Source organism: Rhodococcus sp. B7740 (genome assembly GCF_000954115.1).
Lineage (GTDB): Bacteria > Actinomycetota > Actinomycetes > Mycobacteriales > Mycobacteriaceae > Rhodococcoides.
Genome location: NZ_CP010797.1, coordinates 2,414,533 through 2,431,142, shown reverse-complemented (window position 1 = coordinate 2,431,142; position 16,610 = coordinate 2,414,533). Strand labels below are relative to the sequence as shown.

At 65.2% G+C, this 16,610-nt stretch carries 14 protein-coding genes and 1 tRNA gene; 5 read left to right on the top strand and 10 right to left on the bottom strand.

Going from position 1 to position 16,610, the window contains the following annotated elements:
* Positions 1–71: 71 nt before the first annotated feature.
* The 6 genes from NY08_RS11085 to NY08_RS11060 form a co-directional block, all read right to left on the bottom strand.
* Positions 72–731 (bottom strand): response regulator, encoded by a 660-nt coding sequence (locus NY08_RS11085; protein WP_045196385.1) that lies wholly within the window; start codon positions 729–731, stop codon positions 72–74.
* Positions 731–1,927 carry a sensor histidine kinase gene (locus NY08_RS11080; protein WP_045196383.1) on the bottom strand — a complete coding sequence of 399 codons (1,197 nt, stop codon included), beginning with the start codon at positions 1,925–1,927 and terminating at the stop codon, positions 731–733. The genes NY08_RS11085 and NY08_RS11080 overlap by 1 nt, the downstream gene beginning before the upstream one ends.
* Before the next feature lie 18 nt (positions 1,928–1,945).
* Positions 1,946–2,575 carry a hypothetical protein gene (locus NY08_RS11075; protein WP_235387173.1) on the bottom strand — a complete coding sequence of 210 codons (630 nt, stop codon included), beginning with the start codon at positions 2,573–2,575 and terminating at the stop codon, positions 1,946–1,948.
* Positions 2,576–2,712: 137 nt separating this feature from the next.
* A complete protein-coding gene (locus NY08_RS11070) occupies positions 2,713–3,696 on the bottom strand; it encodes a ribose-phosphate diphosphokinase (protein WP_032395699.1) in 984 nt (327 codons plus the stop codon).
* Positions 3,693–5,165 carry a bifunctional UDP-N-acetylglucosamine diphosphorylase/glucosamine-1-phosphate N-acetyltransferase GlmU gene (gene glmU / locus NY08_RS11065; RefSeq protein WP_032395698.1) on the bottom strand — a complete coding sequence of 491 codons (1,473 nt, stop codon included), beginning with the start codon at positions 5,163–5,165 and terminating at the stop codon, positions 3,693–3,695. Before glmU ends, NY08_RS11070 begins: the two co-directional genes overlap by 4 nt.
* Positions 5,166–5,218: 53 nt before the next feature.
* A tRNA-Gln gene (locus tag NY08_RS11060) sits at positions 5,219–5,289 on the bottom strand.
* Between the two features lie 257 nt (positions 5,290–5,546).
* On the opposite strand from NY08_RS11060, the gene NY08_RS11055 reads away from it, so the two are divergent.
* Both NY08_RS11055 and NY08_RS11050 read left to right on the top strand, forming a co-directional pair.
* A complete protein-coding gene (locus NY08_RS11055) occupies positions 5,547–6,185 on the top strand; it encodes a TetR/AcrR family transcriptional regulator (protein ID WP_082073772.1) in 639 nt (212 codons plus the stop codon).
* 189 nt (positions 6,186–6,374) lie between these two features.
* Positions 6,375–7,019 (top strand): ScbR family autoregulator-binding transcription factor, encoded by a 645-nt coding sequence (locus NY08_RS11050; protein ID WP_032395696.1) that lies wholly within the window; start codon positions 6,375–6,377, stop codon positions 7,017–7,019.
* Here the strand turns inward: NY08_RS11050 and NY08_RS11045 are convergent, their stop codons facing one another.
* Positions 7,020–8,000 carry an alpha/beta fold hydrolase gene (locus NY08_RS11045; RefSeq protein ID WP_045196380.1) on the bottom strand — a complete coding sequence of 327 codons (981 nt, stop codon included), beginning with the start codon at positions 7,998–8,000 and terminating at the stop codon, positions 7,020–7,022. It abuts the gene before it with no gap.
* Positions 8,001–8,055: 55 nt separating this feature from the next.
* On the opposite strand from NY08_RS11045, the gene NY08_RS11040 reads away from it, so the two are divergent.
* The 3 genes from NY08_RS11040 (at position 8,056) to NY08_RS11030 (ending at position 13,335) form a co-directional block, all read left to right on the top strand.
* Positions 8,056–8,625, top strand: coding sequence for a TetR/AcrR family transcriptional regulator (locus NY08_RS11040; protein ID WP_045196378.1), 570 nt, complete (start codon positions 8,056–8,058; stop codon positions 8,623–8,625).
* Between the two features lie 214 nt (positions 8,626–8,839).
* On the top strand, positions 8,840–12,418 hold the full coding sequence (mfd, locus tag NY08_RS11035) for a transcription-repair coupling factor (RefSeq protein ID WP_235387239.1): 3,579 nt from the start codon (positions 8,840–8,842) through the stop codon (positions 12,416–12,418).
* Between the two features lie 2 nt (positions 12,419–12,420).
* A complete protein-coding gene (locus NY08_RS11030) occupies positions 12,421–13,335 on the top strand; it encodes a MazG family protein (RefSeq protein ID WP_045200205.1) in 915 nt (304 codons plus the stop codon).
* Positions 13,336–13,379: 44 nt separating this feature from the next.
* Here NY08_RS11030 and NY08_RS11025 read toward each other — a convergent pair whose 3' ends face one another.
* From NY08_RS11025 to efeO, 3 genes are all read right to left on the bottom strand, one after another.
* Positions 13,380–14,021, bottom strand: coding sequence for a dihydrofolate reductase family protein (locus tag NY08_RS11025; protein WP_045196377.1), 642 nt, complete (start codon positions 14,019–14,021; stop codon positions 13,380–13,382).
* 204 nt (positions 14,022–14,225) lie between these two features.
* On the bottom strand, positions 14,226–15,476 hold the full coding sequence (gene efeB, locus NY08_RS11020) for an iron uptake transporter deferrochelatase/peroxidase subunit (RefSeq protein ID WP_082073771.1): 1,251 nt from the start codon (positions 15,474–15,476) through the stop codon (positions 14,226–14,228).
* Entirely contained in the window at positions 15,457–16,596 is a 1,140-nt protein-coding gene (efeO, locus tag NY08_RS11015; RefSeq protein ID WP_045196376.1) for an iron uptake system protein EfeO, read from the bottom strand. Before efeO ends, efeB begins: the two co-directional genes overlap by 20 nt.
* Between the last annotated feature and the right edge of the window lie 14 nt (positions 16,597–16,610).

The following is a 16,610-nucleotide window of genomic DNA, read 5'->3' as shown; positions in this document are numbered from 1 at the left end:
CTATGAAGTGGGCGGACAGGAGTAATCAGGCGCGAGTCTTCGCCCCGTACATCGAGAGGATGACTTCGGTGTCAGTCTCCGGTGAGTCCGTGCTCGAATGCGTAGACCACCAACTGCACTCGGTCGCGCAACGCGAGTTTGGCGAAGATTCGACTGATGTGTGTCTTCACCGTCGCCTCGCTCAAGAATTCCGTCGCGGCGATCTCGGAATTGCTCAGCCCACGGGCGGTGAGTCGAAACAGTTCCTTCTCCCGTGCGGTGAGGGTGGCGAACTCGGCGGGAACCTTCGGTACCTCGGGCGTAGGTGTGAAGTGCGCCAGCAGCCCCGTCGTGGCCGACGCGGCGATCACAGAGTTACCCGCATGGACCGTCCGGATCGCGGCGAGCAGAAATTCCGGGTCCGCGTCCTTGAGCACGAAACCGCTTGCTCCGGAGCGGATCGCTCGCGCGGCGCTCTCGTCGAGATCGAAAGTGGTGAGCACCAGAATCCGCGGTGGAGTATCGGACGCGGCCACGATCTGCTCGGTGGCGGCGATACCGTCGAGCACCGGCATCCGGACGTCCATGAGCATCACATCGGGCTTCGCCGACGCGGCGAGCTCCACGGCCTCTCGCCCGTTGCCCGCTTCCCCGACGAACTCCAGGTCCGGCTGCGAGGAGATGAGCATACGAATACCTGCTCGGAACAGCTGCTGGTCGTCGACCAGAGCCACCTCGATTCGATCTGCCATCAGTCGATTCCCTTCGTGGACGAGCCGGCAGCAGGAAGCCAGGCAGTCACGGTCCACGACGAGCCGTCGCCGGACGCGGTGCACATGCCGCCGGCGAGGCTGGCGCGCTCCTTCATACCGGCGATTCCGTGCCCGCCCGATTCCGATGCCGAACGCACCGAACGCACGGTGTTGCGCACCGTCAATTCGATGCCCGCCGAGTCGGATTCGATCGTGACGCTGACGGGCTTGTCGGGATCACCGTGACGTAGGGCATTGGTCAGCGATTCCTGCGCGATGCGATAGAGCGCGAGGTGCGCACCGGCACCCAACGACACCGACGTGGTGTCGATCGAGGAGTCGATGGTCAGTCCGGTCGCGCGCACCTGGTCGAAGAGACGCTCGAGATCGTCGGGTGTCGGGTTCGGTAGATCGCCCTGACTGTGCCGAAGCTGTCCGAGCAACACCCGAACGTCGGTCAGTGCATCGCGCGCAGTGTCGGAGATGGTCGTCAGCGCGGTGTCGACGGCTGCGGGATCGATGGCGCGTACGTAGCGTGCACCGTCGGCCTGCGCGATCACCACGGCGAGCGAATGCGCCACGATGTCGTGCATGTCGCGAGCAATTCTGTTGCGCTCCTGCTCGATTGCCACTTCGTGTTCGGCGCGGGCCTGATGTACCTCGGCGAGCTCGCGTACGTGTGCGGATTCGATGGCGGTGCGCCGGGCGTAGGCGAGACGGCCCAGTGCCCAGGACAATCCGAGCATGGCCCACAGGCCGGCGAGGAGCAGGGCGAACTGCGCGATTCGGGGTTCCTGGTAGCCCTCCTCCGTGGGCGGGCCGAAGGGATTGCCGTCCACGTACGCCAGGTACAGCGCGGCGATCACTCCGCCGCCGACGGCCGACGCGAGCCCGAAGCGTCGAACGACGCTGTCGCCGTACGCGGCCGAGCAGTACAGAATCGCGAAGATTGCGGTGTCCGCGGAGAGGGGGAGCACCCCGCCGACCATCTGCACGACGGCCAGCACCCAGGCCAGTGCCAACGACAGTCGCGGTGAGCGGCGCCTGATGGCCAGCGCTACGCCGAAACCGACCAGCACACCCGCGCCGGAAGAACCGTACGGTCCGCTCAGCGTCGACGGCAGCAGGAGCAGAACGAAGACGACGGCGTAGGTGGCATCGAGCACCTGCCGTGAGATCGAACGCTTGCGCAGCACTCGATCAGACTACGTGGATCAGTTGGTGCGGCGACGAGCCTTCTCGAGCGCGGCCAGCGTCGACAGGACTGTGGTGCGTTGCCGTTCGAGATCCTTCATGCGTGCACGTGCCGGCAGGCCCTGCACGCCGTCGAGTGCGCTGATCTGCTCGTCGACGGAGGTGAGCTGGCCGAGCAGCTTCTGCACACGTGACTGCAGTTCGATCGCGTCGATTCCGGTGACACCGGCCTGCGACTTCTTCGTCGGTGCCTTCGTAGGGGCTCCGGACGTCGTCGAGGCCGGTGTGTTTCCCGCAGCAGCGGCCCTGGGACGCAACGCTTTGCGGACGGCAGCCGGATCGGGCAGCTTCTCGAGCCGAATACGGTTGAGCACCTCACGGGCATCCCGAGCCGTGACGCGGTACTCGCGCTCCTCCTCGTCCTCGGACGCCAGCGTGCCGCCCAGGGGCCGCAGACCGTACATCCCGATGAAGTGCTTGGCCTCGTCGATGACCGCTTCCTTCTCGCGGCACAGACCGCAGCGCGGCTCGTTTCGGAAGTCCTCGACGCTGTCGGTACTACCGCACCAGACGCACCCGCCCGGCGTCCATCGGGCAATTCTGACCGTAGTAGTTCCAGCCGGGCCGTGGGAAGAGTCTGCGTCGATCACGACGAGTCATCTTAGGTGACAACGAAACCCGCCCCGCACACCACCGCCTCGCGAGCTGCATGTTCCGGTCACGGACGTGACGTAGTTCATGCGACGCGGACGGAGAGTGGGCGGGGCGGGGTGAAACAGACTGACTGTTATGCGCTGCCGTTGAAAAGGCTGGTGACGGAACCGTTTTCGAAGACCTCGCGAATGGTGCGGGCCAGCAGCGGCGCGATCGAGAGCTCGGTCAGCGTTGCGAAGCGCTTCTCGTCGCTGATCGGCAGCGTGTTGGTGACGACCACTTCCTTGGCACCGCAGTTCGCGAGGCGCTCGGCGGCGGGGTTGGACAGAACGCCGTGGGTGGCGGCGATGACGACGTCACCGGCTCCGGCCTCCTTGAGCACCTTCACGGCGCCGGCGATGGTGCCGCCGGTGTCGATCATGTCGTCGATGAGGATGCAGGTGCGGCCTTCGACGTCACCGACGACGCGATTGGACTTGACCTGGTTGGGCACCAACGGGTCACGCGTCTTGTGGATGAACGCCAGCGGCGCGCCGTCGAACGAGTCGGCCCACTTCTCGGCGACGCGCACACGGCCGGAGTCGGGGGAGACCACGGTGATGTGCTCGAGGCTGTAGGTCGCCCGAATGTGATCGGCGAGCTGGCTGTGTGCGTGCATGTGATCGACGGGGCCGTCGAAGAAGCCCTGGATCTGATCGGTGTGCAGGTCGACGGTGATGATGCGGTCGGCACCGGCGGTCTTGAGCAGATCCGCGACCAGACGAGCGGAGATGGGCTCGCGTCCCCGGTGCTTCTTGTCCTGGCGGGCGTACGGGTAGAACGGCAGGATCGCGGTGATGCGCTTGGCCGATCCGCGCTTGAGAGCGTCGATCATGATGAGCTGTTCCATCAGCCACGTGTTGAGCGGGAACGGATGCGACTGCAGCACGAAGGCGTCCGACCCGCGGACCGACTCCTCGAAGCGCACGAAGATCTCGCCATTGGCGAAGTCACGCGCGGTCTGCGGGGTGACGTCGATTCCGAGTTCCTTGGCGACCTGCTCGGCCAACTCCGGATGTGCTCGACCAGAAAACAACATCAGGTTCTTCTGGTTGTCGATCCAATTAGGGGTGGTCACTGCTCTTCGCCGTCCTTTTGTTCTTGCCGATCACGATCTGCGAGCGCCGCTGCTTTCGCAGCTTCGGTTCCGGGCCTGTTGTCCATGACCCAGCCTTCGATATTGCGTTGCTTGCCACCGGAGACGGCCAGTGCGCCGGGAGGAACATCGTCCCGAACCACTGTTCCGGCACCGGTGTAAGCGCCGTCGCCCACATGTACGGGAGCGACGAACGTCGAGTCGGAACCGGTCCGTACGTGGGATCCGATTTCCGTGCGGCTCTTGTTGACGCCGTCGTAGTTGGCGAAGACGTTGGAGCAACCGATGTTGCTGTGGTCACCGATCGTGGCATCGCCGACGTAGGTGAGGTGCGGGACCTTGGTGTTGCGGCCGATCGTCGCGTTCTTGGTCTCGACGTAGGCACCGAGTTTGCCGCCTGCGCCCAGCACCGTGCCCGGACGCAGATAGGTGAACGGTCCGACGGTGGCATCCGGTCCGATCACGGCCTGCTCGGCGTGGGTCCGCACGACCGACGCGCGCTCGCCGATCTCGACGTCACGCAGCGTCGAGTCGGGCCCGACGATGGCGTCGTCGGCGATGTGGGTCTTGCCGTGGAGTTGGACGCCGGGTTCGATGCGGACGTCCGCGCCGAGGGTGACGTCGATGTCGATCCAGGTGGTCGACGGGTCCACGACGGTGACGCCGGCCCGCATGTGCCGTTCGATGATGTGGCGGTTGAGCACGGACGTGACGTGCGCCAGCTGGACGCGGTCGTTGACCCCCACCACCAGATCGGGATCGGCGAGCTGAGTGCCGTACACGGCTTTACCGTCCGCCTTGCTGATCTTGACGACGTCGGTCAGGTACAGCTCGTGCTGAGCGTTGGCGGTGCTGAGCTTGCCCAGGGCGGTACGAAGCGCAACGGCGTCGAACGCGTAGACGCCGGAGTTGACCTCACCGATGAGGACCTGAGCGGGCGTGGCGTCGGCATGCTCGACGATCTCGGCCACCTCGCCGTCGTCGGTGCGGACGATGCGGCCGTATCCGTTGGCGTCGTCGGGCAGGAATGTCAGAACCGTGGCCGCGGCGGGCCGGGGGGCGCTCAGATGCTCGTCGAGCAGAGCTTTGAGAGTGTGGCCGTCGAGCAACGGGACGTCGGCTGCGGTGACGAGGATCGTGCCCTCGAAGTCGTCCGGGAGTGCAGCGAGGCCGCACTGGACGGCGTGCCCGGTGCCGAGCTGGCGATCCTGGACGGCGGTGTGGATCGTGCGACCGAAGGTGGCTGCGAGGTCCTGGACGGCGTCCGTGACTCGTTCGCGATCGTGTCCGACGACCGTCACCAGATGGTCGGGGCCCAGGTCGGCGGCTGCGTGGAGGGCGTGCGCAAGCATGGTGCGACCGGCCAGGGGGTGCAGAACTTTCGGAGTCTTCGATCGCATTCGGGTACCTGCACCCGCAGCGAGAACGACCACGGCGGTCTGCACAGGCATTGAGCTCCTCAGGCGGTAACGCGAATGACGGCATGCGTGAATGATGTTGCTCGCTCCGCCGCCAGGACTCGAACCTGAACTATCTGAACCAAAATCAGAGGTGCTGCCATTACACCACGGCGGATAAACGGCCAGCGGTTTCATCAGTGGCCGACGAATCGAACGACGCCTTCGTCTGCCGCTGCGCTCCCACTGAGCGCAACGATCCTCGCACGCGAGGTAGTGGTGAGTCGAACCGCGGCGCACATGAGACCGTTCGAGTTGTTCTTGTCCCTGCACTCGCGACGTTCGAAACCGGATGGTTCGGACATGGTTAGGGTGAGGGAGACGTCGAGGGTGGCGTCTGACAATGCACACGGTCGGTGACGGAAGCGGTTTTCCATGACAGGCGCAGCCTCCGAGCAGGAACGCTCACCTCGGGTCCGGATGACGGGGACGCAACGGCGCGAGCAGTTGATCGAGGTGGGTCGGACGCTGTTCGCCGAACGTGGGTACGAGGCCGCGTCCGTCGAGGAGATCGCGGGACGCGCGAACGTGTCCAAGCCGGTCGTCTACGAGCACTTCGGCGGTAAGGAAGGTCTCTACGCCGTCATCGTCGACCGCGAGATGTCGACTCTGCTCGGAATGATCACCAGTTCCCTCGATCTCAACAGGTCGCGTATCCGTGTCGAGCGGGTTGCACTGGCGCTGCTCACCTATATCGAGGACCGCACCGACGGCTTCCGCATCCTCGTTCGTGACTCTCCGGTCTCCGCCGAGGACGGCAAGTACTCGTCGCTGCTCAACGAGGCCGTCGGTCGCGTCGGGCACATGCTGGCCGGAGATTTCTCGCGCCGAGGCCTCGATCCCGAGTTCGCGCCGATGTACGCCCAGGCCCTCGTCGGAATGGTGTCGATGACCGCGCAATGGTGGCTCGATGTGCGTACCCCGTCGAAGGAAGTGGTGGCGGCGCACGTGGTCAACCTGTGCTGGAACGGGCTGACGAATCTGGAAGCGGACCCTCGATTGACCGAGGAATGAGTACACGGTTCGGTCTCTCCGCGGCGTATGAGGGGGTATCGTCCCCTTTGTCGGCCATGAGAGCTGTGTCACCTACGGCACAGTGCTTCAATCGGACCGATGCATGTTGGCACGAGACGTAAAGCCACTCAGTGGTACCGTTCGGGCGTAATTTGCGCAGTGGCAGTTCTTATTGCGAAGGCGGATCCCATGGTCAGGCAGGCCCGCGCTGAAATCACTCGCGACACCGTGCTGGCTGGCGCAGCGAACGTATTTCTGCGCCTCGGGTACGCGAACGCGAGCCTCAGCGAGATCATTTCTCAGTCCCAGGTCACCAAGGGCGCTCTGTACTTCCATTTCGGCTCCAAGGAAGAACTGGCACGTGCGGTCATCGACGAGGGCAACGCGCGTCTGACGACGGCCTGCTCGCAGTTCAACGACGGTCGAATCCCCGCACTCGAAGCGGCGATCGGTATTTCCTACATCGTCGTCGACCTCTCGGTCAGCGACCCCATGGTCTCGGCCATGCTTCGGCTGAGCCATCAGATCGGCGATTACCGCGGCACCGAGGGCAACGTCATGGCCGGGTGGAGCGAGTCGTTCGACAGGCTCGCCGCCAAGGCCATCGCGCAGGGGGACATCGACCCCAACTCGGATTCGCGCACCATCGGATCTCTGGTCCTGGAAATCCTCACCGGAGTACACATGGTGGCAGTTGCCACCTCCACCACCGAGGAATTGCCGTCGCGCATGGAGCGCCTCTGGTACTACCTTCTCCCGGCGCTGGTTCCCGCCAACAAGCTCGACTACTTCCGCGAATTCGCAGCGCGTCGCGTCATCCGCTTCGGCCCGTAACTAGCGATGCCGGCCCACGAAGTCGGCGATGTCGTCGCGAAGCCGTTCCGGATATTCGCCGTTGACGGCATGTGAGGCGTCCGGATAGAGCCGGACGGTCCCGTCGGGCAGTGTCCGCTCTGCCGTCGCGACGGCTTCCTGGGCGTCGTGCATCACCGACCTGCCCGCGATGATCGCCAGAACGGGCACGTCGAGCGTCGCGAGTTGCTCGTCGGTAAAACGTGTGGGCTGTGGCAGCTTCAGCGAATAGCCCTGCATCCCGGCTTCGATCATGTCGGCGACGGGGACGTCCTGCACCACTGCGCCTCCCGCGGTATAGGAATCGAAGCTGTCCCGCCAGGATTTCGGAAGCCACGGCACGGCGGCGGGGAGGGCCCGAATCGCGGTGCCCCAGGGAATATCGGCGAAAGTCTGGGCCGGGTCTATCAGCGTGAGAGTGGCGAGGTGCGTGCTGTCGTGCAGCGCCAGGTTCGCTGCGGTCCACCCACCGATCGACAGTCCGACGAGATGGACCTTGTCGGTCGGCAGAGCGGCGAGTGTCTGATCGAGCCACGTGGCCTGGTCCTTGTCGCTGGTGATCGGCCGTTCCTGAATGCTGCGACCCGGCTCGCCGAGCAGGTCGACGGTGTAGACGTCGCCGATCGTCAGCAGTCCGGGCAGGTTGGCCGCCCACACCGGTGTGGCCGAGGAACGGCCGGGGAGCAGGAGCAGAGGGTGGGTCGAGGTTCCGGTGCCCGCGAATCGATATACGCACACGACGCCGTAGTCGGTTCTGATGTCGAGCGTCTCCGCCGGATCGGGCAGATCCTCGAATGCGCGGTCGTAGGCGGCGAGAAACCGGTCCTCGCTCGCCGCGCTGTTCCAGTGGCCCACCGGTGACGGAGACCGGAGCGCGAACGCGAGGGCGAGCACGCCGACGGTCGACGCCCCAGCGGCGATCTTCAGGTATCGACGCCACTTGTTCGGTGCCCGGTCGTCCATCGCGAATTTCCTAACCGATCGGTAAGTAATTCAACCGTACGGTAGGCTGGCGATCGTGGCAACGAGAGAACCGAGCTTCGTCGAGCGCGCGCGACGCGCTCAGCTGATCGACGTCACGATCGACTCGGTCGCCCGACACGGGTACGCGAAGGTCTCGCTCGCCCGCATAGCGGACAGTGCCGGGATCACCAAAGCTGCTGTGCTGTATCACTTCCGAACCAAGGACGCAGTGATCGACGCCGCGTATCGATTCGTTCTCGCGGCACTGGTGGCGGACGTGGCGGCCGCGGTCGAGGCCGTCGACGCCCGGGAGGGTCCACAGGCGTACGTGCGTGCGATGGTCGGCCATCTTCGCGACCACCCGACGCACACCCGCATGTTGGTCGAGGCGCTCGGCAACTCGGCTCTGGGCCACAGCCCGGAGGATCGATGGCGTCCGTTGGCGGACATCATCGACGCATCCGTTCGGGCTCGCGGGACGACAGGCGTCGATTCACGCACCCTGGCCGTCATCACCGGGGGTGGGATCGACGCGATCGTCACCGAGCGCCTGCACGACCCGGAGTACGACTCGGTTGCTGCTGCCGAGTCTCTCTCGACGATGCTCGACGCTGCTCTGACGTAGCCCGTCGTCTCCCGCTCGCCGGGCTGTCGGCGTGCTCCCATAGACTCGCTCGTGACTGTGTGTGAGCAGCCATCGCCTCGACTCGCTTGTAGGAGCATTGCTGTTGTCTTCCGATTCTCTGCCTGCCATTTCTTCATCCGGGCCGGCCCCGATCGTTCCCGACGCGGCGCTGCAACTCTCGGGTCTGGCCAGCGTCGCGCTGACCGATTCGGCCATGGTGGCCGTCGCCGACGCGATCGGAACCGCCGAACACACACTCATCGGACCGCACTCGGTTCGCCCGTTCGTCGCCGCCGCGATCGCGCAGCACACGCAACTGTTGATCGTCACCGCCACCGGGCGTGAAGCGGACGATCTCACCGACGAACTCCGCCAGATCCTCGGCGGCGGCGTGGTCATGTTCCCGTCGTGGGAGACGCTTCCGCACGAGCGACTCTCGCCGAGCGCCGATACCGTCGGCAAGCGGCTCGACGTGCTCCGACGGCTCGCTCGCCCCGGCGACACCGATTACGGCGATCCTCTGCGCGTCATCGTCACCACCGTCCGCTCACTGGTGCAACCGATGGCACCCGGTCTCGGCGAAATCGAACCCGTGACCCTCAAGGTCGGCCTCGACATCGACTTCGACGGCCTGATCCACCGACTCGTCGAGTTCGGCTACCTGCGCGTGGACATGGTCGGCAAGCGCGGCGAGTTCGCCGTCCGCGGCGGCATCCTCGACCTCTTCTCGCCGACGGCAGATCACCCGGTCCGCGTGGAATTCTGGGGCGACGAGATCACCGAGCTCCGCGCGTTCGCCGTCTCCGATCAGCGTTCGTTGCCCGATCACGAGGTCGATCTCGTCATCGCTCCGCCGTGCCGCGAACTGCTGCTCACCCAGGAGGTCCGCGACCGCGCCGCGGTCCTCGCAGCCGACAACGCCGGCGACACCGCGTTGGTCGAGATGCTCGACAAGCTGTCCGCAGGCGTCCCGGTGGAGGGCATGGAGGCGCTGCTGCCGCTGCTGCAACCGGGTGAGTTGCAGTTGCTCGCGGACACCCTCCCGGCGGGAACACACGTATTGCTCTGCGATCCCGAGCGAATCCGAACGCGCGCAACAGATCTGGTCCGCACCGGGCAGGAGTTCCTCGAAGCATCCTGGACGGCGGCGTCGATCGGAGGAGCTGCGCCGCTCGATACCTCCACTCTCGATACGTCCAGCCTCGAAGGTGCGTCTCTCGATCTCGGTGCCTCGGCCTACCGTTCACTTCGACAGGTTCGCGAATCGGCGCAGGTGCACGGTCGTCCGTGGTGGACCATCAGTCCGTTGGCATCCGGCAACGGTGAAGAAGTCGAACTCGCCGTCGATTCGGTCCCGGAGGTGCGGGGATCCGAGGAGGCGCTGACGGCCCTGTTCGCAACGTTGCGGGCGCACATCGCCACCGGTGGTCGTGCGGTCATCTCCGTCGCGGGTGCAGGTACCGCCTCCCGCATCATCGAACGCCTCGCCGAGGCCGAAGTGCCTGCGGCACATCTCGATTCCGGTGCGGTCCCCGTCGCCGACGTCGTGAACGTCCTGTGCGGATCGTTGCACGACGGCCTGGTCTTTCCCGATGCGAAACTCGTGGTCGTCACCGAGAGCGATCTGACCGGCAACCGCGTGGCCGCAGCGGGCGAGGGGCGCAAGCTCCCGGCGAAGCGTCGCAACCAGGTCGATCCGCTCGCCCTCGTCGCCGGCGACAGCGTCGTGCACGATCAGCACGGCATCGGTCGATTCGTCGAGATGGTCGAACGCACCATCGGCGGCGCCCGACGCGAATACCTCGTGGTCGAATACGCACCGAGCAAGCGGGGCCATCCAGGCGACCGACTCTTCGTCCCGATGGACTCGCTCGATCAGCTCTCGCGTTACGTCGGCGGCGAGCTGCCGGCTCTGAGCAAGCTCGGCGGGTCCGATTGGGCCAACACCAAACGCAAGGCGCGCAAGGCAGTTCGCGAGATCGCCGGCGAACTCGTGCAGCTGTACGCCGCTCGTCAGGCCGCGCCCGGGCACGCTTTCGGGCCCGACACCCCGTGGCAGCTCGAAATGGAAGATGCGTTCGGGTTCACCGAGACCGTCGACCAGATGACCGCCATCACCGACGTCAAGGCCGACATGGAGAAGGCGGTTCCGATGGACCGCGTCATCCTCGGTGACGTCGGCTACGGCAAGACCGAGATAGCGGTTCGCGCCGCGTTCAAGGCGGTGCAGGACGGCAAGCAGGTGGCCGTGCTGGTTCCGACAACGCTTCTGGCACAACAACATCTGCAGACCTTCACCGCTCGGATGGCGTCGTTCCCGGTGACGGTGAAGGGGCTCTCCCGCTTCACTCACGGCTCCGAATCCAAAGAGGTCATGGCCGGGCTGGCCGACGGAACGGTCGACATCGTCGTCGGTACGCACCGCTTGCTGCAGACCGGTGTGGCCTGGAAGGACCTCGGTCTGGTCATCGTCGACGAGGAGCAGCGCTTCGGCGTCGAGCACAAGGAGCACATCAAGTCGCTCCGGACCCACGTCGACGTGCTGACGATGTCTGCAACGCCGATTCCGCGAACGCTCGAGATGAGCCTGGCCGGAATCCGGGAGATGTCGACCATCCTCACACCGCCGGAGGAGCGGCACCCGGTGCTCACGTACGTGGGTGCGTACAACGACAAGCAGGTGGCCGCGGCCATCAGGCGTGAGCTGCTGCGCGACGGCCAGGTGTTCTTCGTGCACAACCGAGTCAGCTCGATCGACAAGGCCGCCAAGAAGATTCGTGATCTGGTGCCCGAGGCGCGGGTGGCGACGGCGCACGGTCAGATGAACGAGGAAACACTCGAACGCACCGTGCAGGGCTTCTGGCAGCGCGAGACCGACGTGCTGGTGTGTACCACCATCATCGAGACCGGCCTTGACATCTCCAATGCCAACACGCTGATCGTCGAGCGATCCGATTCGCTGGGCCTCTCTCAGTTGCACCAGCTGCGAGGCCGAGTGGGCCGTAGTCGCGAGCGCGGTTACGCATATTTCCTGTATCCGCCGGAGAAGCCGCTCACCGAGACCGCATACGACCGGCTGGCGACCATCTCGCAGAACTCCGATCTCGGTGCGGGTATGGCCGTGGCGATGAAGGACCTCGAAATCCGTGGTGCCGGAAACGTTCTGGGCGCGGAGCAGTCCGGTCACGTCGCAGGCGTCGGATTCGACCTGTACGTGCGGCTCGTCGGTGAAGCGGTCGAGGCGTACCGCGCGGCCGCCGACGGCAAGCCCATCACCACCGACGAGGCACCCAAGGAAGTGCGCATCGACCTGCCCGTCGACGCCAACATCCCACCCGACTACGTCACCAGCGATCGATTGCGGCTCGAGGGCTATCGAAAGCTCGCTGCGGCAGCCGATTCCGAGGGCATCGACGCCGTCATCGACGAACTCGTCGACCGGTACGGTCCGCTGCCCGAGGAGGTCGGCCGCCTGGTCTCCATCGCCAAGCTGCGCCTGATCGCCAAGGAATACGGTCTGACCGATGTCAACGTCGCCGGAACGCAGGTGAAGCTGGCCCCCATGGATCTGCCCGATTCCAAGCAGATCCGCCTCAAGAGGCTCTACCCGAGTGCTGCGTACCGGGCCACCACCGGTGTGGTGCAGTTGCCGCTGCCGCGCGTCGAGGGCGGCGGCGTGGGGGCGGCGCGCGTACGCGACGTCGAATTGGTCCAGTTCATCGCCGATCTCATCCTATCCTTGGACGGGAAACCATCTCGGTCGGTGTTGCTGGAGCAAACAGTGGGGGTGTAGTGGTGACGGTAGTTCTGCTCGACCCGGTCCGTCCCACGCAGGTCCCGGTGGACGCCGTCGAATTTCTGGGCGAGCCCGTGCAATTCACCGAGGAAGTGCCGGTTCGAGTGCGGTGGCTGTTCTCCGGAACCGCTGCGCCCGACGCCGTCGACGCTGTTCTGGTGAGCACCGACCCGGCCAACCCCGACGTTCAGGAACGGATCGGGCTCGGCGAACGGATCATCGCCGCCGAGAAGCTCCCCGGTGACGACCTCATCGCGGCGGTCCGGTTGATGGATCGGCTGCGCACACTCGGCGGCTGGGAAGCGCAGCAGACCCACGAGTCGTTGCGCGGGTACCTCTTGGAAGAAACGTACGAGCTGCTCGACGCCATCGCCGCGGGCAACTTGGTGGACCTGCGCGAAGAACTCGGAGACCTGTTGCTGCAGGTGCTCTTTCATTCCAGAATTGCTCAGGATGCTGCCGAGAACGCATTCGACGTCGACGACGTCGCTGCGGGACTCGTCGCCAAACTCACCCACCGCAGCCCGCACCTCGGTCGAACGGGCAACGGCCCCATCGACATCGCCGAGCAGGAGCGAGCCTGGGAAGAGCAGAAGGCTTCGGAGAAGGCGCGCGGATCCTGCGTCGACGGAATCGCCCTGTCTCAGCCGTCACTGGCACTGGCACAGAAGGTGATCGGCCGCGCCACCAAGGCAGGCCTGCCCGACGAACTGATTCCCGACGGCCTTCGCGTCGTACACATCGGAGTCGATCACTCGCACGGCGGAGACAGTGCCGAGGACATGCTTCGGCGTCGGGTATTGGATTTTGCATCCCTGATCCGCAACGCCGAAGCCTCGGCCCGCAACGCCGGCATCGCGCCCGGCGAGATGTCTGCACTCGACTGGATCGAGCACTGGGGTCTGCGGGGCTGAGGGTTCCCATCCCCAGCCACCCCTCGTACCTCGATCCGGACCGGCTACCTGCGCCAGAACAGATGATGCGTGACGCCGCTGCCGCTGGGGATTACTTCGTGTTCGAATCTGTCGTTCAGTTCGTCGGGGGAGTCCCACAGCTTCAGGCCCGAGCCGAATTCGATGGGCGAGACGGCGATGTGCAGGGTGTCGACGAGGTCGGCGTCGAGGAATTCTCGGATGCTGGTGACGCCACCGCCGAGTCGCACGTCCTTACCGTCGGCGGCCTCTTTTGCCTGCTTCAGAACCTCGGCGGGCTCGCCGTCGACGAAGTGGAACGTGGTGTCGGACAGTGTGATCGATGGTCGCGCGTGGTGGGTGAGGACGAAGACGGGGGTGTGGAACGGCGGTTCCTCGCCCCACCAGCCCTGCCATTCGTGGTCCGCCCACGGTCCGCGTTGGGGTCCGAACTTGTTTCTCCCCATGATCTCGGCACCGATGTTGTTGGCGAAGTCGCGGGCGAAGTAGTCGTCGAGTCCGCGGCTACCACCCGAACCGGCGTTTCCAGGAAAGCTGGCGGTGGCGAAGTACCACCTCATCAGTGCCAGATGGTCGAGACCGAACGGGTTCTCGAAGCTTTGGTCCGGCCCCGCAGCAATTCCGTCGCTCGAGATGGTGAAGTTCTGTACCCGAACCAGCTGTCCCATGTGTGCTCCCGAAGTCGATGACGATGATGTACGACGTATGGACCGAGCCGACCGTACTAACTCACCGCCCGCCTGTGTCAATGGACCATTGCAGCGGTCAGACGTGTGCAATGCGCCATCGACGCAGGCCGGGTCGTGCGTGAATGGACCATTGCAGCGGCCAGACGCATGCAAGGGTCCATTGACGCCGACGCGGGGACCGGTCTACTCGAACAGCGTCGAACCCCAGTATTCGGATTCTCCGACGCCGGGTGGGCAGGCGAATACCGCGGACCCCACGTGTTGGATGTATTCGTTCAGGGCGTCCTTGCGGGAGAGGGCCAGTTGCATCGGGACGAATTGGGTCAGTGGGTCGCGGCAGTAGGCGATGAAGAACAGTCCGGCGTCGAGGTGTCCGAAGCCGTCGGAACCGTCGGTGAAGTTGTATCCGCGACGCAGGAGCTGGACGCCGCCGAGGTTTTCCTTGGACGCCAGGCGCACGTGGGCGGTCTTGTCGATGAAGGTGCCCTCGGGCCCCTGGGATTCGAAGTCGAGTGCGTCGAATTCGTCCTTCTGACCCAGCGGTGCGCCGGTTCCCTTGCTGCGCCCGATCACTCGTTCTTGTTCCTTGAGCGTGGTGCGGTCCCAGGATTCGATGAGCATGCGGATGCGTCGGGCCACGAGGTAGGAGCCGCCTGCCATCCATTCCTGATCGTCCTCGGAAGCGACCCACACGTTCTCGTCGAGCAGCGTCGGGTCCTCGGCCTTGAGGTTGGCGGTTCCGTCCTTGAAGCCGAACAGGTTTCGCGGGGTGGCCTGGGTGGTCGAGGTGGACGAGGTGCGTCCGAAGCCGAGTTGCGACCACTTCACCGACACCGTGCCGAAGCCGACGCGGGCGAGGTTGCGGATGGCGTGTACGGCAACCTGCGGGTCGTCGGCGCAGGCCTGGATGCACAGGTCACCGCCGGAGCGGCGGGGGTCGAGATTATCGGCCGGAAAGTGTTGCAGATCGGCAAGTGACGCAGGTCTTTTCGAGGCCAGGTCGAATCGGTCGAACAGAGAAGGCCCGAATCCGATCGTCAACGTCAGCGATGACGCGCTCAGGCCGAGCGCCTCGCCGGTGTCCGACGGCGGGTTGTACTGGCCACCGTCGACCGCGCCGCCGTCGAACGTCTCCTCACCCTTGGTGAGGCGTTCGGCCATCAGTGTCCACTTCTTCAGCAGCGCAACGAAGTCGTCGCGGGAGTCGGTGGTGATGTCGAACGCGACGAAGTGCATGCGATCCTGCGCCGGAGTGACGATGCCGGCCTGGTGGTCTCCACGAAATTCGACGACATCCGACGCGGGCACCTCGGCACCGGAGGCCGTCGCATGTCCGGCGATTGCGCCGACTCCGACGAGCGCAGCACCGGTCCCGACGGCACCGAAGAGGCGCCGTCGGGAGAATTGCCCAGTCTTATTGTCCGGCAACGACACCCTGCACCTGGCTCACTTCGGCGGACAATGCGTCGATCTTGTTGGACAGTTCCTGACGCTGCGGTTCGGTCACGGTGTCGTAGAAGACGAAACCGTCGCCGCTGCGGTACTTGGCGAGTTCGGCATCGAGTTCGGCGAAGCGCGCGTCGATGGCAGTGCCCAGTTCGGCGTTGCGCTCGTCGAGGATCGGACGAACGGCGGCGATGGCGGCCTGCGAGCCGTCGACGTTGGCCTGGAAGTCCCACAGGTCGGTGTGCGAGAAGAAGTCCTCTTCACCGCTGATCTTGGTCTTGGCGACCTCGTCGAGCAATCCCTGCGCGCCGCCTGCCACCTGGATGGGGTCGATGGTGAAGTCGTCGGCCTTGATCTTGTCGGCGAGCTCGGTGATGTCGGCCTGGAGCTGATCGGCCATCGCGTTCGTGTCGGGCTGCAGGCCCTGCGTCCACAGATCCTTTTCGATGCGGTGGAAGCCGGTCCATTCGGCTCCGGGCTCCACGTCGGGCTCACGCAGGTCGATTCGTGGGTCGAGATCGTCGGGGAAGCTCTCGGCGACGGGCTCGATGCGCTCGTAATAGCTACGCGCAATGGGGAACTGCGCCTTGGCCGCGGCCACATCTCCGCTCTTGACGGCGGTGACGAACGATGTGGTGGTGTCCTGCAGTGCGTCGATCTGGCTGACGACGTAGCGCTTGTAGCCCGCCGCGGCCTCGGCGAGCAGCCCGTCCTCGCCCGCCGAGCGGACCGACTCGCCGGTCACCACGAAGTCCGCGCGCACGCCGTCGCCCACCATGCCTGCCTTGCATGCGGTTTGGTACGTGCCGGGGTCGGGCAGGGCGACGATGAGCTGACGCGTCAGGCCGGGTCCGATGTTCTCCACCTCACCCATGACGCGGTCACCCTCGCCGTAGACGTAGAACTCGGTGACCTTGCTGCCGTTGTTGGTGATCTGGAAGGTCGAGTTGCCGGTGGTGCCCTCGGATGCGCTCACATCGCAGGAGGAGTCCGTCGCAGTGACGGCGATATCGCCCGATGCGGCCTCGGTGGAGGACTTTTCGGTGCATCCGGCCAATGCCATCGGCAGAACCGCGACTGCGGCCAGGGCGAAGGTGGAACGACGCATGGTGGTGGTGCCTT